Origin of the sequence: Vibrio fluvialis (assembly GCF_900460245.1) — a bacterium.
GTDB lineage: Bacteria > Pseudomonadota > Gammaproteobacteria > Enterobacterales > Vibrionaceae > Vibrio > Vibrio fluvialis.
The window spans coordinates 537690-552494 of record NZ_UHIP01000001.1 but is presented as its reverse complement, the minus strand read 5'-3'; the positions used below and the strand labels follow the sequence as shown (position 1 = coordinate 552494).

Annotated in this window: 17 protein-coding genes and 2 tRNA genes; 4 read left to right on the top strand and 15 right to left on the bottom strand. The window is 47.7% G+C overall.

The window, feature by feature from the left end; all coding sequences use genetic code 11:
* Nucleotides 1-4 precede the first annotated feature (4 nt).
* The 10 genes from DYA43_RS02565 to bolA all read right to left on the bottom strand — a co-directional run bounded on the left by DYA43_RS02565 (nucleotide 5) and on the right by bolA (nucleotide 8422).
* Complete coding sequence (locus DYA43_RS02565; RefSeq protein WP_020331625.1) at nucleotides 5-238, bottom strand: DUF2789 domain-containing protein; 234 nt, start codon at nucleotides 236-238, stop codon at nucleotides 5-7.
* A 120-nt stretch (nucleotides 239-358) separates the two neighbouring features.
* Nucleotides 359-592 (bottom strand): (Na+)-NQR maturation NqrM, encoded by a 234-nt coding sequence (gene nqrM, locus DYA43_RS02560; protein WP_020331624.1) that lies wholly within the window; start codon nucleotides 590-592, stop codon nucleotides 359-361.
* 22 nt (nucleotides 593-614) lie between these two features.
* The gene (locus DYA43_RS02555) at nucleotides 615-1619 is read right to left on the bottom strand and encodes an FAD:protein FMN transferase (RefSeq protein WP_020331623.1); all 1005 of its coding nucleotides are present in this window, start codon (nucleotides 1617-1619) and stop codon (nucleotides 615-617) included.
* A gap of 158 nt (nucleotides 1620-1777) precedes the next feature.
* Nucleotides 1778-3001, bottom strand: a complete 1224-nt coding sequence (nqrF, locus tag DYA43_RS02550; protein WP_020331622.1) for an NADH:ubiquinone reductase (Na(+)-transporting) subunit F — start codon at nucleotides 2999-3001, stop codon at nucleotides 1778-1780.
* A gap of 33 nt (nucleotides 3002-3034) precedes the next feature.
* Nucleotides 3035-3631, bottom strand: a complete 597-nt coding sequence (gene nqrE, locus DYA43_RS02545) for an NADH:ubiquinone reductase (Na(+)-transporting) subunit E (RefSeq protein ID WP_020331621.1) — start codon at nucleotides 3629-3631, stop codon at nucleotides 3035-3037.
* A gap of 7 nt (nucleotides 3632-3638) precedes the next feature.
* A complete protein-coding gene (locus DYA43_RS02540; RefSeq protein WP_020331620.1) occupies nucleotides 3639-4271 on the bottom strand; it encodes an NADH:ubiquinone reductase (Na(+)-transporting) subunit D in 633 nt (210 codons plus the stop codon).
* Nucleotides 4271-5038, bottom strand: coding sequence for a Na(+)-translocating NADH-quinone reductase subunit C (locus DYA43_RS02535; RefSeq protein WP_061056194.1), 768 nt, complete (start codon nucleotides 5036-5038; stop codon nucleotides 4271-4273). Before DYA43_RS02535 ends, DYA43_RS02540 begins: the two co-directional genes overlap by 1 nt.
* The gene (locus DYA43_RS02530; protein WP_020431962.1) at nucleotides 5028-6272 is read right to left on the bottom strand and encodes an NADH:ubiquinone reductase (Na(+)-transporting) subunit B; all 1245 of its coding nucleotides are present in this window, start codon (nucleotides 6270-6272) and stop codon (nucleotides 5028-5030) included. The genes DYA43_RS02535 and DYA43_RS02530 overlap by 11 nt, the downstream gene beginning before the upstream one ends.
* A gap of 5 nt (nucleotides 6273-6277) precedes the next feature.
* Nucleotides 6278-7618, bottom strand: coding sequence for a Na(+)-translocating NADH-quinone reductase subunit A (locus DYA43_RS02525; RefSeq protein WP_051141209.1), 1341 nt, complete (start codon nucleotides 7616-7618; stop codon nucleotides 6278-6280).
* A gap of 495 nt (nucleotides 7619-8113) precedes the next feature.
* Complete coding sequence (bolA, locus tag DYA43_RS02520) at nucleotides 8114-8422, bottom strand: transcriptional regulator BolA (protein ID WP_020331616.1); 309 nt, start codon at nucleotides 8420-8422, stop codon at nucleotides 8114-8116.
* A gap of 153 nt (nucleotides 8423-8575) precedes the next feature.
* On the opposite strand from bolA, the gene DYA43_RS02515 reads away from it, so the two are divergent.
* The 4 genes from DYA43_RS02515 to DYA43_RS02500 are packed head-to-tail and all read left to right on the top strand — an operon-like array spanning nucleotide 8576 to nucleotide 12299.
* Complete coding sequence (locus tag DYA43_RS02515) at nucleotides 8576-9709, top strand: methyltransferase (protein WP_061056193.1); 1134 nt, start codon at nucleotides 8576-8578, stop codon at nucleotides 9707-9709.
* 39 nt (nucleotides 9710-9748) lie between these two features.
* Nucleotides 9749-10324, top strand: coding sequence for a YajG family lipoprotein (locus DYA43_RS02510; RefSeq protein WP_032080584.1), 576 nt, complete (start codon nucleotides 9749-9751; stop codon nucleotides 10322-10324).
* Nucleotides 10317-10862, top strand: coding sequence for a peptidylprolyl isomerase (locus tag DYA43_RS02505; protein ID WP_020431967.1), 546 nt, complete (start codon nucleotides 10317-10319; stop codon nucleotides 10860-10862). The genes DYA43_RS02510 and DYA43_RS02505 overlap by 8 nt, the downstream gene beginning before the upstream one ends.
* A gap of 51 nt (nucleotides 10863-10913) precedes the next feature.
* Nucleotides 10914-12299, top strand: a complete 1386-nt coding sequence (locus DYA43_RS02500) for an AmpG family muropeptide MFS transporter (protein ID WP_061056192.1) — start codon at nucleotides 10914-10916, stop codon at nucleotides 12297-12299.
* A 39-nt stretch (nucleotides 12300-12338) separates the two neighbouring features.
* On the opposite strand, the gene nfsA is transcribed toward DYA43_RS02500, so the two are convergent.
* The 5 genes from nfsA to DYA43_RS02475 form a co-directional block, all read right to left on the bottom strand.
* The gene (gene nfsA / locus DYA43_RS02495; RefSeq protein ID WP_061056191.1) at nucleotides 12339-13061 is read right to left on the bottom strand and encodes an oxygen-insensitive NADPH nitroreductase; all 723 of its coding nucleotides are present in this window, start codon (nucleotides 13059-13061) and stop codon (nucleotides 12339-12341) included.
* A gap of 16 nt (nucleotides 13062-13077) precedes the next feature.
* Nucleotides 13078-13410, bottom strand: a complete 333-nt coding sequence (locus DYA43_RS02490; RefSeq protein WP_020331609.1) for a DUF1904 domain-containing protein — start codon at nucleotides 13408-13410, stop codon at nucleotides 13078-13080.
* Nucleotides 13411-13512: 102 nt separating this feature from the next.
* Nucleotides 13513-14430 (bottom strand): dienelactone hydrolase family protein, encoded by a 918-nt coding sequence (locus DYA43_RS02485; protein WP_047460106.1) that lies wholly within the window; start codon nucleotides 14428-14430, stop codon nucleotides 13513-13515.
* Nucleotides 14431-14599: 169 nt separating this feature from the next.
* Nucleotides 14600-14676: transfer RNA gene (locus DYA43_RS02480), tRNA-Trp, on the bottom strand.
* Between the two features lie 36 nt (nucleotides 14677-14712).
* Nucleotides 14713-14789 (bottom strand) — tRNA-Asp (locus tag DYA43_RS02475).
* Between the last annotated feature and the right edge of the window lie 16 nt (nucleotides 14790-14805).

Sequence of the window (14805 nt, the reverse complement as noted above, 5' to 3'; positions counted from 1 at the left end):
CCTGCTATTTACGCAGCATGACATCCAGCTGATCCACCAGCTCTGCCCAGTCTGCATCTTCTTCAATGGCCTGACGCAAAAAACTGGCCTGCGCATCTGTCCAGAAGCTGGCTTTATGCAGCGGTGTGGTATCACGGTGATGACGGTGCGATGCAATAAAATGTTCGATTTCGCGCGATGAACTGCCCAGCCCCAACTGATCAAACAGTTCAGCCATACCATGTTGATGAAGTTCCATAATGCCTCCTGATGCCGCAACTATGCTTTGAGTATAGTGCCTGAGCTTCACGGGCAGCCGGAACTGGCTGGAAAAAAATAACCCAGCCGAAGCTGGGTTATGCAAATCCGAATTGGAATATTACGCGATGCGGTCTTTTTCCCACGCAGCAATACGCTCTGCACGCGCCGCTTCTCGTGCTTCACGCTTTTTACGCGCGTCACACGGTTCCGGGCAGTTACATACTTTTTCGATGCCAACCGCACCCAAGCCGCCACAGCTGCCTTTGACCACTTTCTTCTGGAAGATATAGCCCACTGCCATCGCAGCAATCACCGCCAGAAACACCCCAAAGGTAATCAGAAAGGTATTCATAATTCCAAGCTCACTCAGTTAATTATCGGTTGAGATACGGCTTAAACGCACTTGATGCGATTTCTTTGAATCCGTCGTCGGTTTTCACAATCATGAACACCGGAATATGATTCTGCTCCGCAATCTCAATCCCTTTTTCGTCACCCAGCACCATCAGTCCTGTCGCCAGGCCATCCGCTGTCATGCACGATTTATCCAGTACAGTCACCGATACTACACGGTTATGGATTGGACGCCCAGTCTGAGGGTTAATAATGTGCGAATAACGAACACCATCACGCTCAAAGTAGTTGCGGTAATCACCAGAGGTAGCAATCGCCATGTCACCCGGTTCAATAATTTCCTGGATGCTGCGCTCGTCTACGGTCGGTTTCTCAACCGCAATACGCCACGGCACACCATCACGATTCAAACCTTTCAGGCGAATCTCGCCGCCCACTTCCACCATGTAGTTGTGAATGCCCTGAGATTCGATGTAGTTCGCGACCACATCGACGCCCCAACCTTTAGCGATCGTCGACAGGTCCACATACAGATGCGGCAGGTCTTTGCTCAGTTTGTTGCCTTCAACACTCAGGTGATGAATACCGGTGTTGGCTTTACGCTCAGCGAGTTCTGCATCCGTCGGCACCACTTCAGGGCGCGCTTCCGGGCCAAAGCCCCACAGATTCACCAGCGGGCCAACGGTGACATCGAGCGCACCTTCTGTCAGACCATTGAGGCGAATCGCCTCTCTCACTACGGTCGCAGTTTGGTTCGACACTTCAAATGGGTCAATACCTTGATACTGGTTGAAACGACTCAGCTCTGAATCTTTGCGGTAAGTCGACATCTGATCGTTCACCTCTTCCAGTAAACGGTCGATCTCCTTATGCAGATCATCAGACGACGGCAAACCGTCTTGTTGAAGATATTTGATGTTGTAGCTGGTACCCATCGTCGGGCCACTTAAATGCACTTGCTGTGGTGGTTGTTCACAACCTGCCAGCAGCAGTAAAGAAGCTAACGCAACAAGCCAAGTTTTCACTTGTTTACTCCTCAGATAATGTAAATAGATATAGGAAAATCCGAATCCTGACGGCTGGAAGGCTCCTCGCCTTATTTACCTATAGCTACTCTGACTCACTTGAAAAAAGAATGGCTGACTCTAACGAGCCAGCCATGGATTTAGCAAATTATCGTGGATTAACCACCGAAGTCATCCAACAGGATGTTTTCGTCTTCAACACCAAGATCTTTCAGCATACCGATCACGGCTGCGTTCATCATCGGTGGACCACACATGTAGTATTCACAATCTTCAGGCGCTTCGTGGTCCTTCAGATAGTTTTCGTACAATACGTTGTGGATGAAGCCAGTGTAACCGTTCCAGTTGTCCTCTGGTTGAGGATCAGACAGTGCACAGTGCCACACGAAGTTATCGTTCTCAGCCGCCAGGCCATCGAAATCTTCTACGTAGAACATTTCACGTTTAGAACGCGCACCGTACCAGAACGACATCTTACGTTTAGACTTCAGACGTTTCAGCTGGTCAAAAATGTGTGAACGCATTGGTGCCATACCTGCACCACCACCGATGAAGACCATTTCTGCATCTGTGTCTTTCGCGAAGAACTCACCAAATGGACCAGAAATCGTACATTTGTCACCGGCTTTCAGAGACCAGATGTAAGAAGACATCTGACCCGGTGCAACTTCTGGGTTGTTTGGCGGCGGAGTCGCGATACGTACGTTCAGCATGATGATGCCAAATTCTTCCGGGTAGTTCGCCATTGAGTAAGCACGGATAATCGGCTCATCAACTTTTGATACGTAACGGAACAGGTTGAACTTGTCCCAGTCACCGCGGAATTTTTCCGGTACATCGTAATCTGCATACTTAACGGTGTGTGCAGGCGCTTCGATCTGAATGTAACCACCCGCACGGAATGGTACTGACTCACCGTCTGGAATCTGCAGCTTAAGCTCTTTGATGAATGTCGCTTTGTTATCGTTAGAGATAACGGTACATTCCCATTTCTTAACGCCGAAGATTTCTTCTGGAAGTTCAAGATCCAGGTCGTTCTTCACTGCAACCTGACAAGCCAGACGCTCACCTTCACGTGCTTCACCTTTAGTAATATGGTCAAGCTCGGTAGGAAGAATGTCGCCACCGCCAGATTTGATTTTTACGCGGCACTGACCACAAGAGCCACCACCACCACACGCTGACGATACGAATACACCAGCACCAGCCAGCGCACTCAGCAGTTTACCGCCAGGCTGTGTCACGATCGATTTTTCAGGATCGCCATTGATAGAGATTGTAATGTCACCTGTTGGTACCAGCTTAGATTTGGCGAACAGAATCACCAGCACTAGAGCCAGAACAATCAGAGTAAACATCACTACACCAAGAATAATGTCCATTGACTATTCCTTTATTGTTGCGGTTTACCCGACTTACAGTTGAACACCAGAGAAAGACATAAAGCCCAGCGCCATTAAGCCAGCAGTGATGAAGGTAATACCTAAACCACGCAGACCCGGAGGCACGTCAGAATACTTCATTTTCTCACGGATACCTGCAAGAGCGACGATAGCCAGCATCCAGCCTAAACCTGAACCGAAACCGTACACGACAGATTCAGCAAAGTTGTAGTCACGTTGTACCATGAAAGATACACCACCGAAGATTGCACAGTTTACTGTGATCAGCGGTAGGAAGATGCCCAGCGCGTTGTACAGAGGCGGGAAGAAGCGATCGAGGATCATTTCCAGAATCTGTACCAGTGCCGCGATTACACCGATAAAGGTAATAAAGTTAAGGAAGCTTAGGTCAACTCCCGGAGCCAGTGCATCTGGCTTCAGCACTAGGTTGTAAACCAGATTGTTTACCGGAACAGAGATAGTCAGAACCACTGTTACCGCAATACCCAGACCGAATGATGTCTTAACTTTCTTAGATACCGCCAGGAAGGTACACATACCCAAGAAGAAAGACAGTGCCATGTTCTCGATGAAAATCGATTTAACCAGCAAACTAATATAATGTTCCATGACGACCTTACTCCTTCGCTTCTACTTGTTCAGGTTTGAACGTGCGAATCGTCCAAATCATGAAACCGATCAGGAAGAATGCAGAAGGTGCTAGCAGCATCAGGCCGTTTGGCTGATACCAGCCGCCTTTGCTAATCAGAGGCAGTACTTCCATTCCGAACAGTTTGCCTGAGCCAAGTAGCTCACGGAAGAAACCAACAGAGATCAGTACGAAGCCGTAACCCAGACCGTTACCAATACCGTCGATGAACGATGGGATTGGTGCAGACTTCATCGCGAACGCTTCTGCACGGCCCATTACGATACAGTTCGTAATGATCAGACCAACGAATACAGACAGCTGTTTCGAAATGTCGTACAGATACGCTTTCAGGATTTGGTCAACCACGATTACCAACGATGCGATGATCGCCATCTGAACGATGATACGCACGCTGTTAGGAATGTGGTTACGGATCAGTGAAACGAAGAAGTTAGACAGTGCAGTAACGAACATTACCGCCAGAGTCATAACAAACGCCGTTTCCAGTTTGGTTGTCACTGCCAGTGCAGAACAAACACCAAGAACTTGTAGCGCGATTGGGTTGTTGTCCAATACTGGCGCTAGCACGCTCTTTTTAAGATCTTTTGCGCTAGACATTAGTTCAGATCTCCGTCACGGACTTTAGTCAGGAATGGACCAAAGCCCATATCACCCAACCAGAAGTCGAATGTGTGTTGAACGCCGTTACTGGTCAATGTTGCGCCTGATAGAGCGTCAACACCGTGTTCAGAACCTGCTGGAGCGCCACCTTTCACGACTTTAATCGCTGGTTTGTGGTTTTCATCAAACAGTTTCTTACCAACCCATTGTGCACGCCAAGCTGGGTTCTCAACTTCACCACCCAATCCCGGTGTTTCACCTTGTTGGTAGTAAGTGATGCCAGACACTGTGTTGCCGTCAGTTTCAACTGCAACAAACGCGTACATCATTGACCACAGACCGTTACCGTGAACAGGCAGGATCACTTTAGACACTTTGTCGCCATCTTTTACTAGGTAAACGATGCCAGTGTTCGCACGACGAATGATTTTCGCAACGTCTGCATTGGCAGGAAGCTTAATAGAATCCGCTGGATCTTTTGCTTCTTTACGTTGGTCAAATTTCGCTGCATCACCTTCAACAAAGTCGCCGGTTTTGAAGTCGATCAGACGAGGTTCGATGAACTTGTTGTACAAATCCTGAACCTTACCTTTCTCCGTGATACCAGCTACTTCAACGATCTTGCTTTGCTTATCCAGCACAGCATTCTCTTTTTGCTTATCACGCAGACCTACTGCCGCTGCCGATACAATGATTGAACAAACAAGGCTCAACCCGACAACAACAGCCAGCGTCTTTTTAATGCTGTCGTTATTACTTGCCATAGCGCGCTTGTCTCCGCTTGATGTTTTTCTCAACAACGATGTGGTCGAACAGAGGGGCAAATAGGTTAGCGAACAGAATCGCTAGCATCATGCCTTCTGGGTAAGCCGGGTTCACAACACGGATCAGAACACACATGAGACCAATCAGGATACCGTAAGCCCATTTCGCTTTGTTGGTAAACGAAGCCGATACCGGGTCAGTCGCCATGAAGAACATACCGAATGCAAAACCACCCAGAACCAGGTGCCAATGCCAAGGCATGTTGAACATTGGGTTAGTATCTGAACCGATCACGTTGAACAGGGTAGACAGAGCAATCATACCGATCATCACGCCTGCGATGATGCGCCATGAAGCGATACCCATGTAAACGATAAACGCAGCGCCGATAGCCAGAGCCAGAGTCGAAACTTCACCAATTGAACCTGGAATGTTACCGATGAACGCGTCCATCCAAGTGATTGCTTGGCCAGTTGCCGCGTTAACCAGTGCACCGTTACCACCTTGTGCCCATTGGCTCAGAGCAGTTGCACCAGAGAAACCATCCGCAGCAGTCCAAACCAGGTCACCCGAGATTTGAGCTGGGTACGCGAAGAATAGGAACGCACGGCCTGCCAGAGCAGGGTTCAGGAAGTTACGACCTGTACCACCGAAGACTTCTTTCGCTACAACAACACCGAAGGTAATACCCAAAGCGGCTTGCCACAGAGGAAGCGTTGGCGGAACAATCAGTGCGAACAGGATAGAAGTCACAAAGAAGCCTTCGTTTACTTCGTGTTTACGCACCATACAGAACAGCACTTCCCAGAAACCACCAACGATGAATACCGTTGCGTAGATAGGCAGGAAGTACGTCGCACCCAGAAGCATTTTGCTGCCCCAACCTGCGTCGGCGGCCAGTGTGCCACCCAGCATTTGAGTCAACCAGTAATGCCAGTTGCCACCAATGATTGCTGCAAGTTGATCGCCAGCATACATATGATTGAGTGCTGCAATTGCCTGACCACCAGCATTGTACATACCCCAGAACATTGCTGGGAATACTGCTAGCCAAACCATGATCATGATACGTTTCAAATCCACGCTATCACGAACGTGTGAGCTTTTTTTCGTCACCAAACCAGGAGTGTAGAAAACTGTCGCGACAGCTTCGTACAGGGCAAACCATTTTTCATGTTTACCACCCGGCTCAAAGTGATGCTCGATATCTTCAAGAAACTTTTTGAGGCCCATGAAAATTACCCTTCCTTCTCAATCTTGTCGAGGCATTCACGCAGTAGCTGACCGTACTCGTATTTACCAGGACATACAAAGGTACACAGCGCTAGATCTTCTTCATCCAGTTCCAGAGCACCTAAGCTTTGAGCACTGTCTAAATCTCCGGCACAAAGATCACGAAGCAACAGAGTTGGCTCCATGTCCAGCGGCATCACTTTTTCGTAGTTGCCGATTGGTACCATTGAACGATCACTACCGTTCGTTGTCGTGGTCATGTTGAACAACTGACCTTTGAACAGGTGACCCAGGAATGAGCGGGTTACAGAGAACTTGTTCTTACCAGGCATCGCCCAGCCAAGGAACTCTTTGTCACGACCTTCGCGTAATACAGAAACTTGCAGATGGTAACGACCCAGATATGCATGTGGACCTGTCGCTTTCGTTCCTGACAACACAGAGCCAGAAATCACGCGAACTTCGCCAGGCATAATTTCGTTGTTCGTTAGCTCTTCTAGGCTGGCACCTACAACAGTACGAATCAGACGAGGGTTGTTCACAACTGGACCTGCCAGCGATACAACGCGTTCGTTGTATAGCTCACCAGTCAGGAACAACTTACCAACCGCAATAACGTCTTGATAGTTAATGCTCCAAGCCACTGTTTCTGCATTTACCGGGTAAAGGAAATGCATGTGAGTGCCAGGAAGACCTGCAGGGTGAGGGCCGTCAAAGACGTGCTCTTCTACGTTTGACTGAGCAGAACGTGGCAGGCTGGTACCTTTTTTACAAACGTACACTTTGCCTTCAGTCAGAGCAGACAACACATCCAAGCCAGCAACGAAGGCTTCGGATTGCTCGTTGATGACCACAGTCGGCTCCGCTGCCAATGGATTGGTGTCCATTGCCGTTACGAAGATAGCCTTTGTGGTTGAATCAACTGCTGGAACCTTGCTGAACGGACGAGTACGCAGCGATGTCCAAAGACCAGATTCAACCAACTGAGTTTTCACCGCTTCACGGTCAAGACTCGCTAGCTGATTGGCTTCGTACTTGTTGAATGTCACCTGGTCATCACCTGCCACTTCAATCACAACGGATTGAAGAACACGTTTTGCACCACGGTTCACTTCAACAACTTTACCGCTGACTGGTGAAGTAAATAGGACACCCTTGTTCTTCTTGTCTTCAAAAAGAACTTGAGCTTTCTTTACTTCATCACCTACGCGAACATGCATTGTAGGACGCATGCCAACGTACTCTTCGCCAAGCAAGGCGACTTTTTTGATGGTTTTACCATCATTAATCACCTGGGAAGGAGTTCCTGCGATAGGAAGGTCCAAACCCTTTTTTATTGTAATCATACGCACTTGCACTACTTTTTTATCGGGAAAAAGATTCTTTCATTGCGTAAATTCGAGACGCACTAAACTCTGCTGGCTAATACGAGAACCGAAGCCACAACAGAGTTTAACTATCTCTAGACACGACATTTTCAGTGTCCGCTTCTGGCCGTTTGAAACGCCAAAACCGCAACATCCTTTTAAAAATCTCATCACATATATGAAGTGAGATTTATCAGGTGCGATAGTCTAGCATCTTTTGGGAACTTGATGCCATGACCAATGCCCTGATTGGCTGCTTTATTTGGAAGGAAATGAAGAAACTGGCCATAGTATTAACGATAATTTTGATGTATCGCACAATTAGTTATCGCGGCCAACAGTCGGCCTTACATCACAAAATTATTGATTAAAACAATAACTCAATGGGTTACTATTCCTTCCAATTGTTGAATCAGTGTTAAATATTTGCTCAAAAGTTCAACGTTCTGAGCCCTAATTCGCACCATGGACGAATTAGTGACCACCGCCCAAACACATCGGACTATCAGGCGCACCGTTTTCCAATTCATGCCACTCTTGCGGCGTGTAAGTATGAATGGCGAGTGCGTGAATGTGGTTAGAGAGCTCTTCCATCAGAGCCTGATTGACTAAACGATGACGCGCAATCAAACGTTGTCCGACAAAGCGTTCGCTGACCACTATCACCTTAAAATGGCTCTCAGAACCAGGGGCAACGTTGTGCATATAACTTTCATTCAGCACTTTAAGATAGTCAGGCTGAAAAGCATTGTGCAATTTGGTTTCAATCACTTCTTGAAGCATAGGTTTTCCTTGTCACACCACAACGAGTGAACAACACGATTTAGGAGATGGCGATAGTGTACTCGTGCCTCTCTGGAAGCGAAAGGTTTTGGTTTCATGATCTACGCCCATTTGAGAGAATAGGTCGGTTGATGATTTAATTTTATTCCAAATATGAAAACTGAGCTTACGCTTCACGACCGCACTCTGACACTGCATCGGTATCCCAAACGCAGTAATGAAACTCTACAAGCCTGGGATGCAGGTGACGAATACCTAATCAATCACGTACATGATCTGAACCTGCCTGTTGGCAGCCGTATCTTGATCCTGAATGACAACTTTGGCGCCCTGAGTTGCTGGTTTGCTCAGCATCACCAAGTCACAATGATGAGTGACTCGTTTATTGCCCATCAGGCAACCTTAAGCAACTTAGAACAGAATCATTGCACCCCGGTGACATTGCTGCGCACCTTCGATGCTATTCCTAACGATATCGATATAGTGCTGTTGCAGATTCCGCGCAATAACCGTCATCTGATTTGGCAGTTGAGCCAGTTGCGTGCAGCACTAGCTGAAGATTGCCCCGTCGTTGCCGTGAATAAAGCCAAGGAAATTCACAGTTCAACACTCAAACTGTTTGAAAAGCACTTAGGGCAAACCACGACTTCGCTGGCCTGGAAAAAGCATCGTTTAGTATTTTCTCAGCCCAACGGTCAGCCAGTTATCGATGTGTCACCGGATACCCGCTGGCAAGTGGAAGGCAGTGATATTGAGCTCAACAACCTGCCCAATGTGTATTCCGGCGAAAGCTTGGATCAAGGCGCGCGTTTTCTTCTGCCTCACTTACCCAGTGATGAAAATCTGAAACATTTTCTTGATTTGGGTTGTGGTAACGGCGTGCTTTCTGTTCGTATGGGACAACTCAACCCGGAAGCGGCCGTCACCTGTGTGGATGAGAGCTTCATGGCGGTAGAATCTGCTCGGCAGAATCTGGTCGCCAACCTGGGAAACGAAAGAAAGATTGAATGCATCGCCAACAATTGTCTGGATGGTTTTGAGCCGGCCACGACTGAGCTGGTCGTGTGTAACCCCCCTTTCCATCAACAGCAAGCCATCACCGACCATATCGCCTGGCAGATGTTCTGTGACTCAAAGCATGTTCTTCGCAAGGGAGGGAAATTATTGGTGATCGGTAATCGCCACCTCGGCTACGATGTAAAACTAGCAAGGTTATTTGGCCGTTCTCAAGTAAAGACTGTCGCCAGTAATAAGAAATTTGTTATCTTACAAGCTATTAAGCAATAAACATTTTGTAACATGCTCACTCAACGAAAGGAATTGACCATGAAGAAACTGGTTCTCGCGGCTTCTATCGCACTGTTGACTGCCTGTGCAGCGCCTCAGCAGCAACAAATTAACTTTATGCCTCAGCCTGTACTGAGCAACAGCGATATCGTGAAAGGCAGTACATTTACCCTTGTCAGCAAAGATGTTCGCTCTGCGCAATACGTAGCGCTGGTTGACAGTGGTCGTCACAACATCGAACCGGTTCATGCGAAACAAAACGTGCGTATTGCACTGGAAAATGCCCTGTCTGAGCAGTTTGGTTCTCAAGGTTTCCGCCTAACCGTCAACAGTGAAAACACACTAACGCTGGAAGTTCAAGAAGCACTCGTCAACGTAAAGCACTCTGTGTTTGAAAACGAAATGGATGCAAAAGTAACGCTAGAACTGACAGCGGAAACACCAAAAGGCAAAATGGTGAAAAGCTACAACGGAACAGCAAAACGTACTGCGCCACTAAGTGCCTCAGATGAAGACATCGAGATGGTACTGAATGACGTTGTGAATCTGGTCCTAAAAGAGATCGCCAACGACTCTGAATTGAAAACTTATATGAAGGATCACTTCCATGGCTAAGTTATGGCTCACTGCTTTGGCGCTGCTAAGCACCAGTGTTTGGGCTGGCCCGAAAGTCGAGTTTGACACTACGCTCGGTTCATTTACTGTCGAGTTAAACGACGAAAAGGCGCCGATCAGTAGTGCAAACTTCCTCAAGTATGTGGAAGACGGCAGTTACGTGGGTAGCCAATTCCACCGCGTTATTCCCGGCTTTATGGCGCAAGGTGGCGGTTTTGATGAAGACATGAACCAACTGAAAACCTATGCACCGATTAAAAACGAATCCAGCAACGGACTACGTAACGACACGGCGACCATTGCAATGGCACGTACGGCAAACCCAAATTCTGCGACTCGTCAGTTCTACATCAATCTGGTTGACAACGACTTCCTGAACAACGACCAACGTCCGCCGGGTTATGCGGTATTTGGTAAAGTGATTCAAGGATTTGAAGTCATTCAACAAATGGCCAAACAGCCTACACACTCGCTGGGCCGTATGGGCGATGTCCCTGTCACACCAATCGTGATCACTAAAGCCACGCTTATCAAGTAATGTCATTTGAGCTCTGACATTCGTCAGAGCTCACTCCTTAAGGAATGCTCCATGCCGAACGACCAAGTGCAAACCTGGAAAGAGACCGTTCTCAGCTATTTTGATCGCCGCCTGTTGTGGGTATTTATGTTGGGCTGCTCCAGTGGTTTTCCTTGGGTATTGATTGGCTCCAACATGTCAGGTTGGTTGAAAGATGCGGGGTTGACGCTCTCTGCTATCGGTTATTTTGGCAGCGTCTTCTCTGTCTATGCTATCAACTTTCTTTGGGCGCCATTGGTCGACCGGGTTAAGTTACCCCTGCTGACTCCCTTACTGGGCCAGCGCCGCAGTTGGATATTTCTATGTCAGTCAATGGTATTGGTCTGTACACTATTCATCGCAGGCGTAAATCCCGCCAACAATTTAATGGTCACTTCCATGTTGGCTCTCGGAATTGCCATTGCCTCGGCCACGCAGGACATTGCGGTCGATGCCTTTCGTATTGACTCGTTTCCCAAATCAGAACCGTCCAAGCTGCCCCAAGCTTCCGCTATGGCAGTCATAGGTTGGTGGACGGGTTACTCTCTACCGGGTTACCTTGCCTTTATCAACGCGGATGCAATTGGTTGGAATAAGGTCTACTACGGTATGGCGGCGATTGTCGTGATTCTGATGCTGTTCACTCTGTTGGTTGGTGAACCAAACACGCAACGTGAAGCGCTGCAGAAGCAAGCCGAATCTCGCCATGAACACTATGTTCATTCTCGCTTAATGCGTTGGCTCAGCGTCACCTTGTTTGAACCTTTCCTTGATTTCTTTCGCCGCAACGGGACCCAAGTCGCCCTGACATTACTCTTGTTCGTTTTCTTGTTTAAAATCGGCGAAGCGTTTCTCGGCAGAATGTCGATTGCGTTTTACAAAGAGGTCGGCTTTAGTAACGAACAGATTGGTTATTACTCCAAGCTTATTGGTTGGGGCATGACGATGCTGTTTACTTTTGTCGGCAGTATGTTCAACGTCCGTTTCGGAATTGTGCGTGGTTTGATGATTGGTGGTATCGCCATGTCAGCCAGTAATCTGATGTTTTCGTGGATTGCTCAAGTGGGACCGAATGAACATCTTCTGCTGGCCACGATTTTTGTCGACAACTTTACGACCGCGTTCTCAACCGTTGCGTTTGTCTCTTTCCTTACTGTCGTGACAGGACAAGCCTTTTCCGCCACCCAGTATGCGTTACTCGCGTCACTCGGCAACTTTGGCAGAACAGTACTTGCGTCATTCAGTGGTGATTTGGCGGAGTACTTAAATAACTGGTCACTGTTCTTTATTTTAACGGCAGTCATGGTGATCCCAAGCCTGATCATGCTCTATTCACTGCGCCACTATTTCACAGACATGTTAAACAGAGCACACCAGAAACACGAGGCTGAAATGGAATCGCTGAAGCAAAATGAATAAAGAAAGACCGCCAATCGGCGGTCTTTCTTTATTGAAGCATTACTTTTGTGCTAAACCTTTATCGTTCAGGTAGCCCATCATAAAGGGACGCGATTCCTGACTGAGCTTTGCGGTGATCTGTTCAGACCAACCTTGTTGTTTTGCGTTGCTTGAGCGGCTTTGGTAGTAGTCGATCATAGTTTGATCGTACTGCTCAATTAAGCTCAAATCTAACGGCTGATAACGGTTTTCATGCACGATCACTTGCGGACTTAAACGCGGTTTCAACTGAGGATCCTGATCCGGATGCCCCAAACACATACCAAACAAAATAGCGGTATAAGGTGGCAATTCCAGCAGGGCATCCACCTCTTTCGGAGAGTTACGCAGACCACCAATATAAACACCACCGAGTCCCAAAGATTCGGCCGCCAGCAAGCAGTTTTGTGCCATGATGCCAGAATCGATAGCGCCAATCAGAGTCAGTTCCATAAACTCTGGCTTCACATTAGGATTCATCGCATAGTGACGCTGGTAATCAATACAGAACACCAGAAACTCTGCGGCACTTTCTACATAAGCCTGATTACCGGCCAACTTCGCCAATTCAGCACGCTTTTGCTTATCGGTGACTCGAATGATCGACACCACCTGCAACAAGCTGGATGATGATGCAGAAATACCCGAGGCAATAATCGTATCTAATTGCTCAGGTGTTATTGGCAGCTCTTTAAATGCCCGAATCGAGCGGTGCCCCTGAATCGTGTCGATGACGCTGTTCATTCACACTTCCTTATGCTTAGTAATGTTCGCCGTTGTCGTAATATTCGTTTGGTTTGAGTGCGGTGAAAATCACAGCCACATTCACATCTTCTCCTAGCACCTCCCTTACCTGACGCGTGATAATAGCGGCAACTTGATCCTGTGTCTCTTGCCCACGATCAAACCACAATACTTCGACAAATGGATAGGCTGGCGAGACTTCGCCTTCAAAGAAAAATGTGGTGTAGATATACTCAAATGTGAAATCTCCACGAGGTGATTTCATTAGTGGCTGTAGTTCGTCAATCAAACTTTTAGACAGAACTTGTACGGTCTGCGGTTCAACCGCACGTAAACGAAAATGTGGCATAACGTGACTTCCTCTTTTTCCGAGCATCATAACAGCTAAGAAAATGAGGTTCGAGGTTACAGCCCTCAATTTGGCATCTATTTCATCAAGGGCTGTTAGCCATCAGGACAAATGACTGTCAAAGAAGATCAGCGTTTTACCCCATGCAGACTCAGCGGCTTCTTCATTGTAACGAGCGGTTGAGTCGTTGTGAAATCCATGGTTCACGCCAGGATACACGATTGCTTCATAAGGTACTTTGTTGGCTTGCAGCACTTTCTCATAATCAGGCCAAGACGCATTGACGCGCTGGTCCAGCTCCGCAAAATGAATTAATAGCGGTCCTTTGACGTTGTTGCGCAAGCTCTCCGCGGCTGGGGTACCATAAAAAGGTACCCCAGCATCGAGTTTATCCGGGATAGTGGCGGCAAGCATATTGACGACATAGCCGCCAAAGCAGAAACCGACCGCTCCCAATTTTCCAGAGCAACTCGGATGAGCTTTCAAAAATAGGGCAGCGGCAATGAAGTCCTCTTCAATTTTTGCTTTATCCATACTGCTTTGCATGGCGCGCCCATCATCATCATTGCCCGGATAACCACCCAGTGGATACAAAGCGTCAGGAGCAAAAGCGATAAAGCCATTCATTGCCAGACGCCTCGTTACATCTTCGATATAAGGGTTCAAACCGCGATTTTCATGCACTACGAGCACAGCAGGCAAGTTGCCTTTGATTTCAGTCGGCATCACCAGATAGCCACGCCCTTTGCCATGTCCTTTAGGTGAATCAAACTCGACATAAGTGGCCTTGATCTTCGGATCGTTGAACGACACTTGTTCTGCTAAAGCATAATTGGGTAATAATGCTGATGTCAGAACTGACATCGTAAAACCTAGTGCAACCAGGCCAGTTAGCCGCCTCATAAACTCACGACGGTCAATCAAGCCATGAGCGTATTCGTCGTACCAATCAAAAGCTTCCTGCGGGATTTCGCGGGCCTGATGCGCCGTTTCCAACGACTTGTCTGTTTGTATCTGCATAACCTTATCCTTGATATAAGCAAATGATTCACCTCAGTAACTCAAAGCTTAGGCGAATCCTGATAAGTTGCATCTCAGTGAGAGAAGTAATTAGTAACGATTTTTATCAAAGAGAAGAAATGGCAGATAAAGAAAAAGCCTCAGTCTTTCGACTGAGGCTTAGGATAGATGGCAGGGGTGGAGAGATTCGAACTCCCAACACGCGGATTTGGAATCCGCTGCTCTGCCAATTGGAGCTACACCCCTGTTGTTCGTGTTTAATGAGACGACTCTCGAATAAAGTGGCGGAGCGGACGGGACTCGAACCCGCGACCCCCGGCGTGACAGGCCGGTATTCTAACCAACTGAACTACCGCTCCGCACTGGTTAGACTCA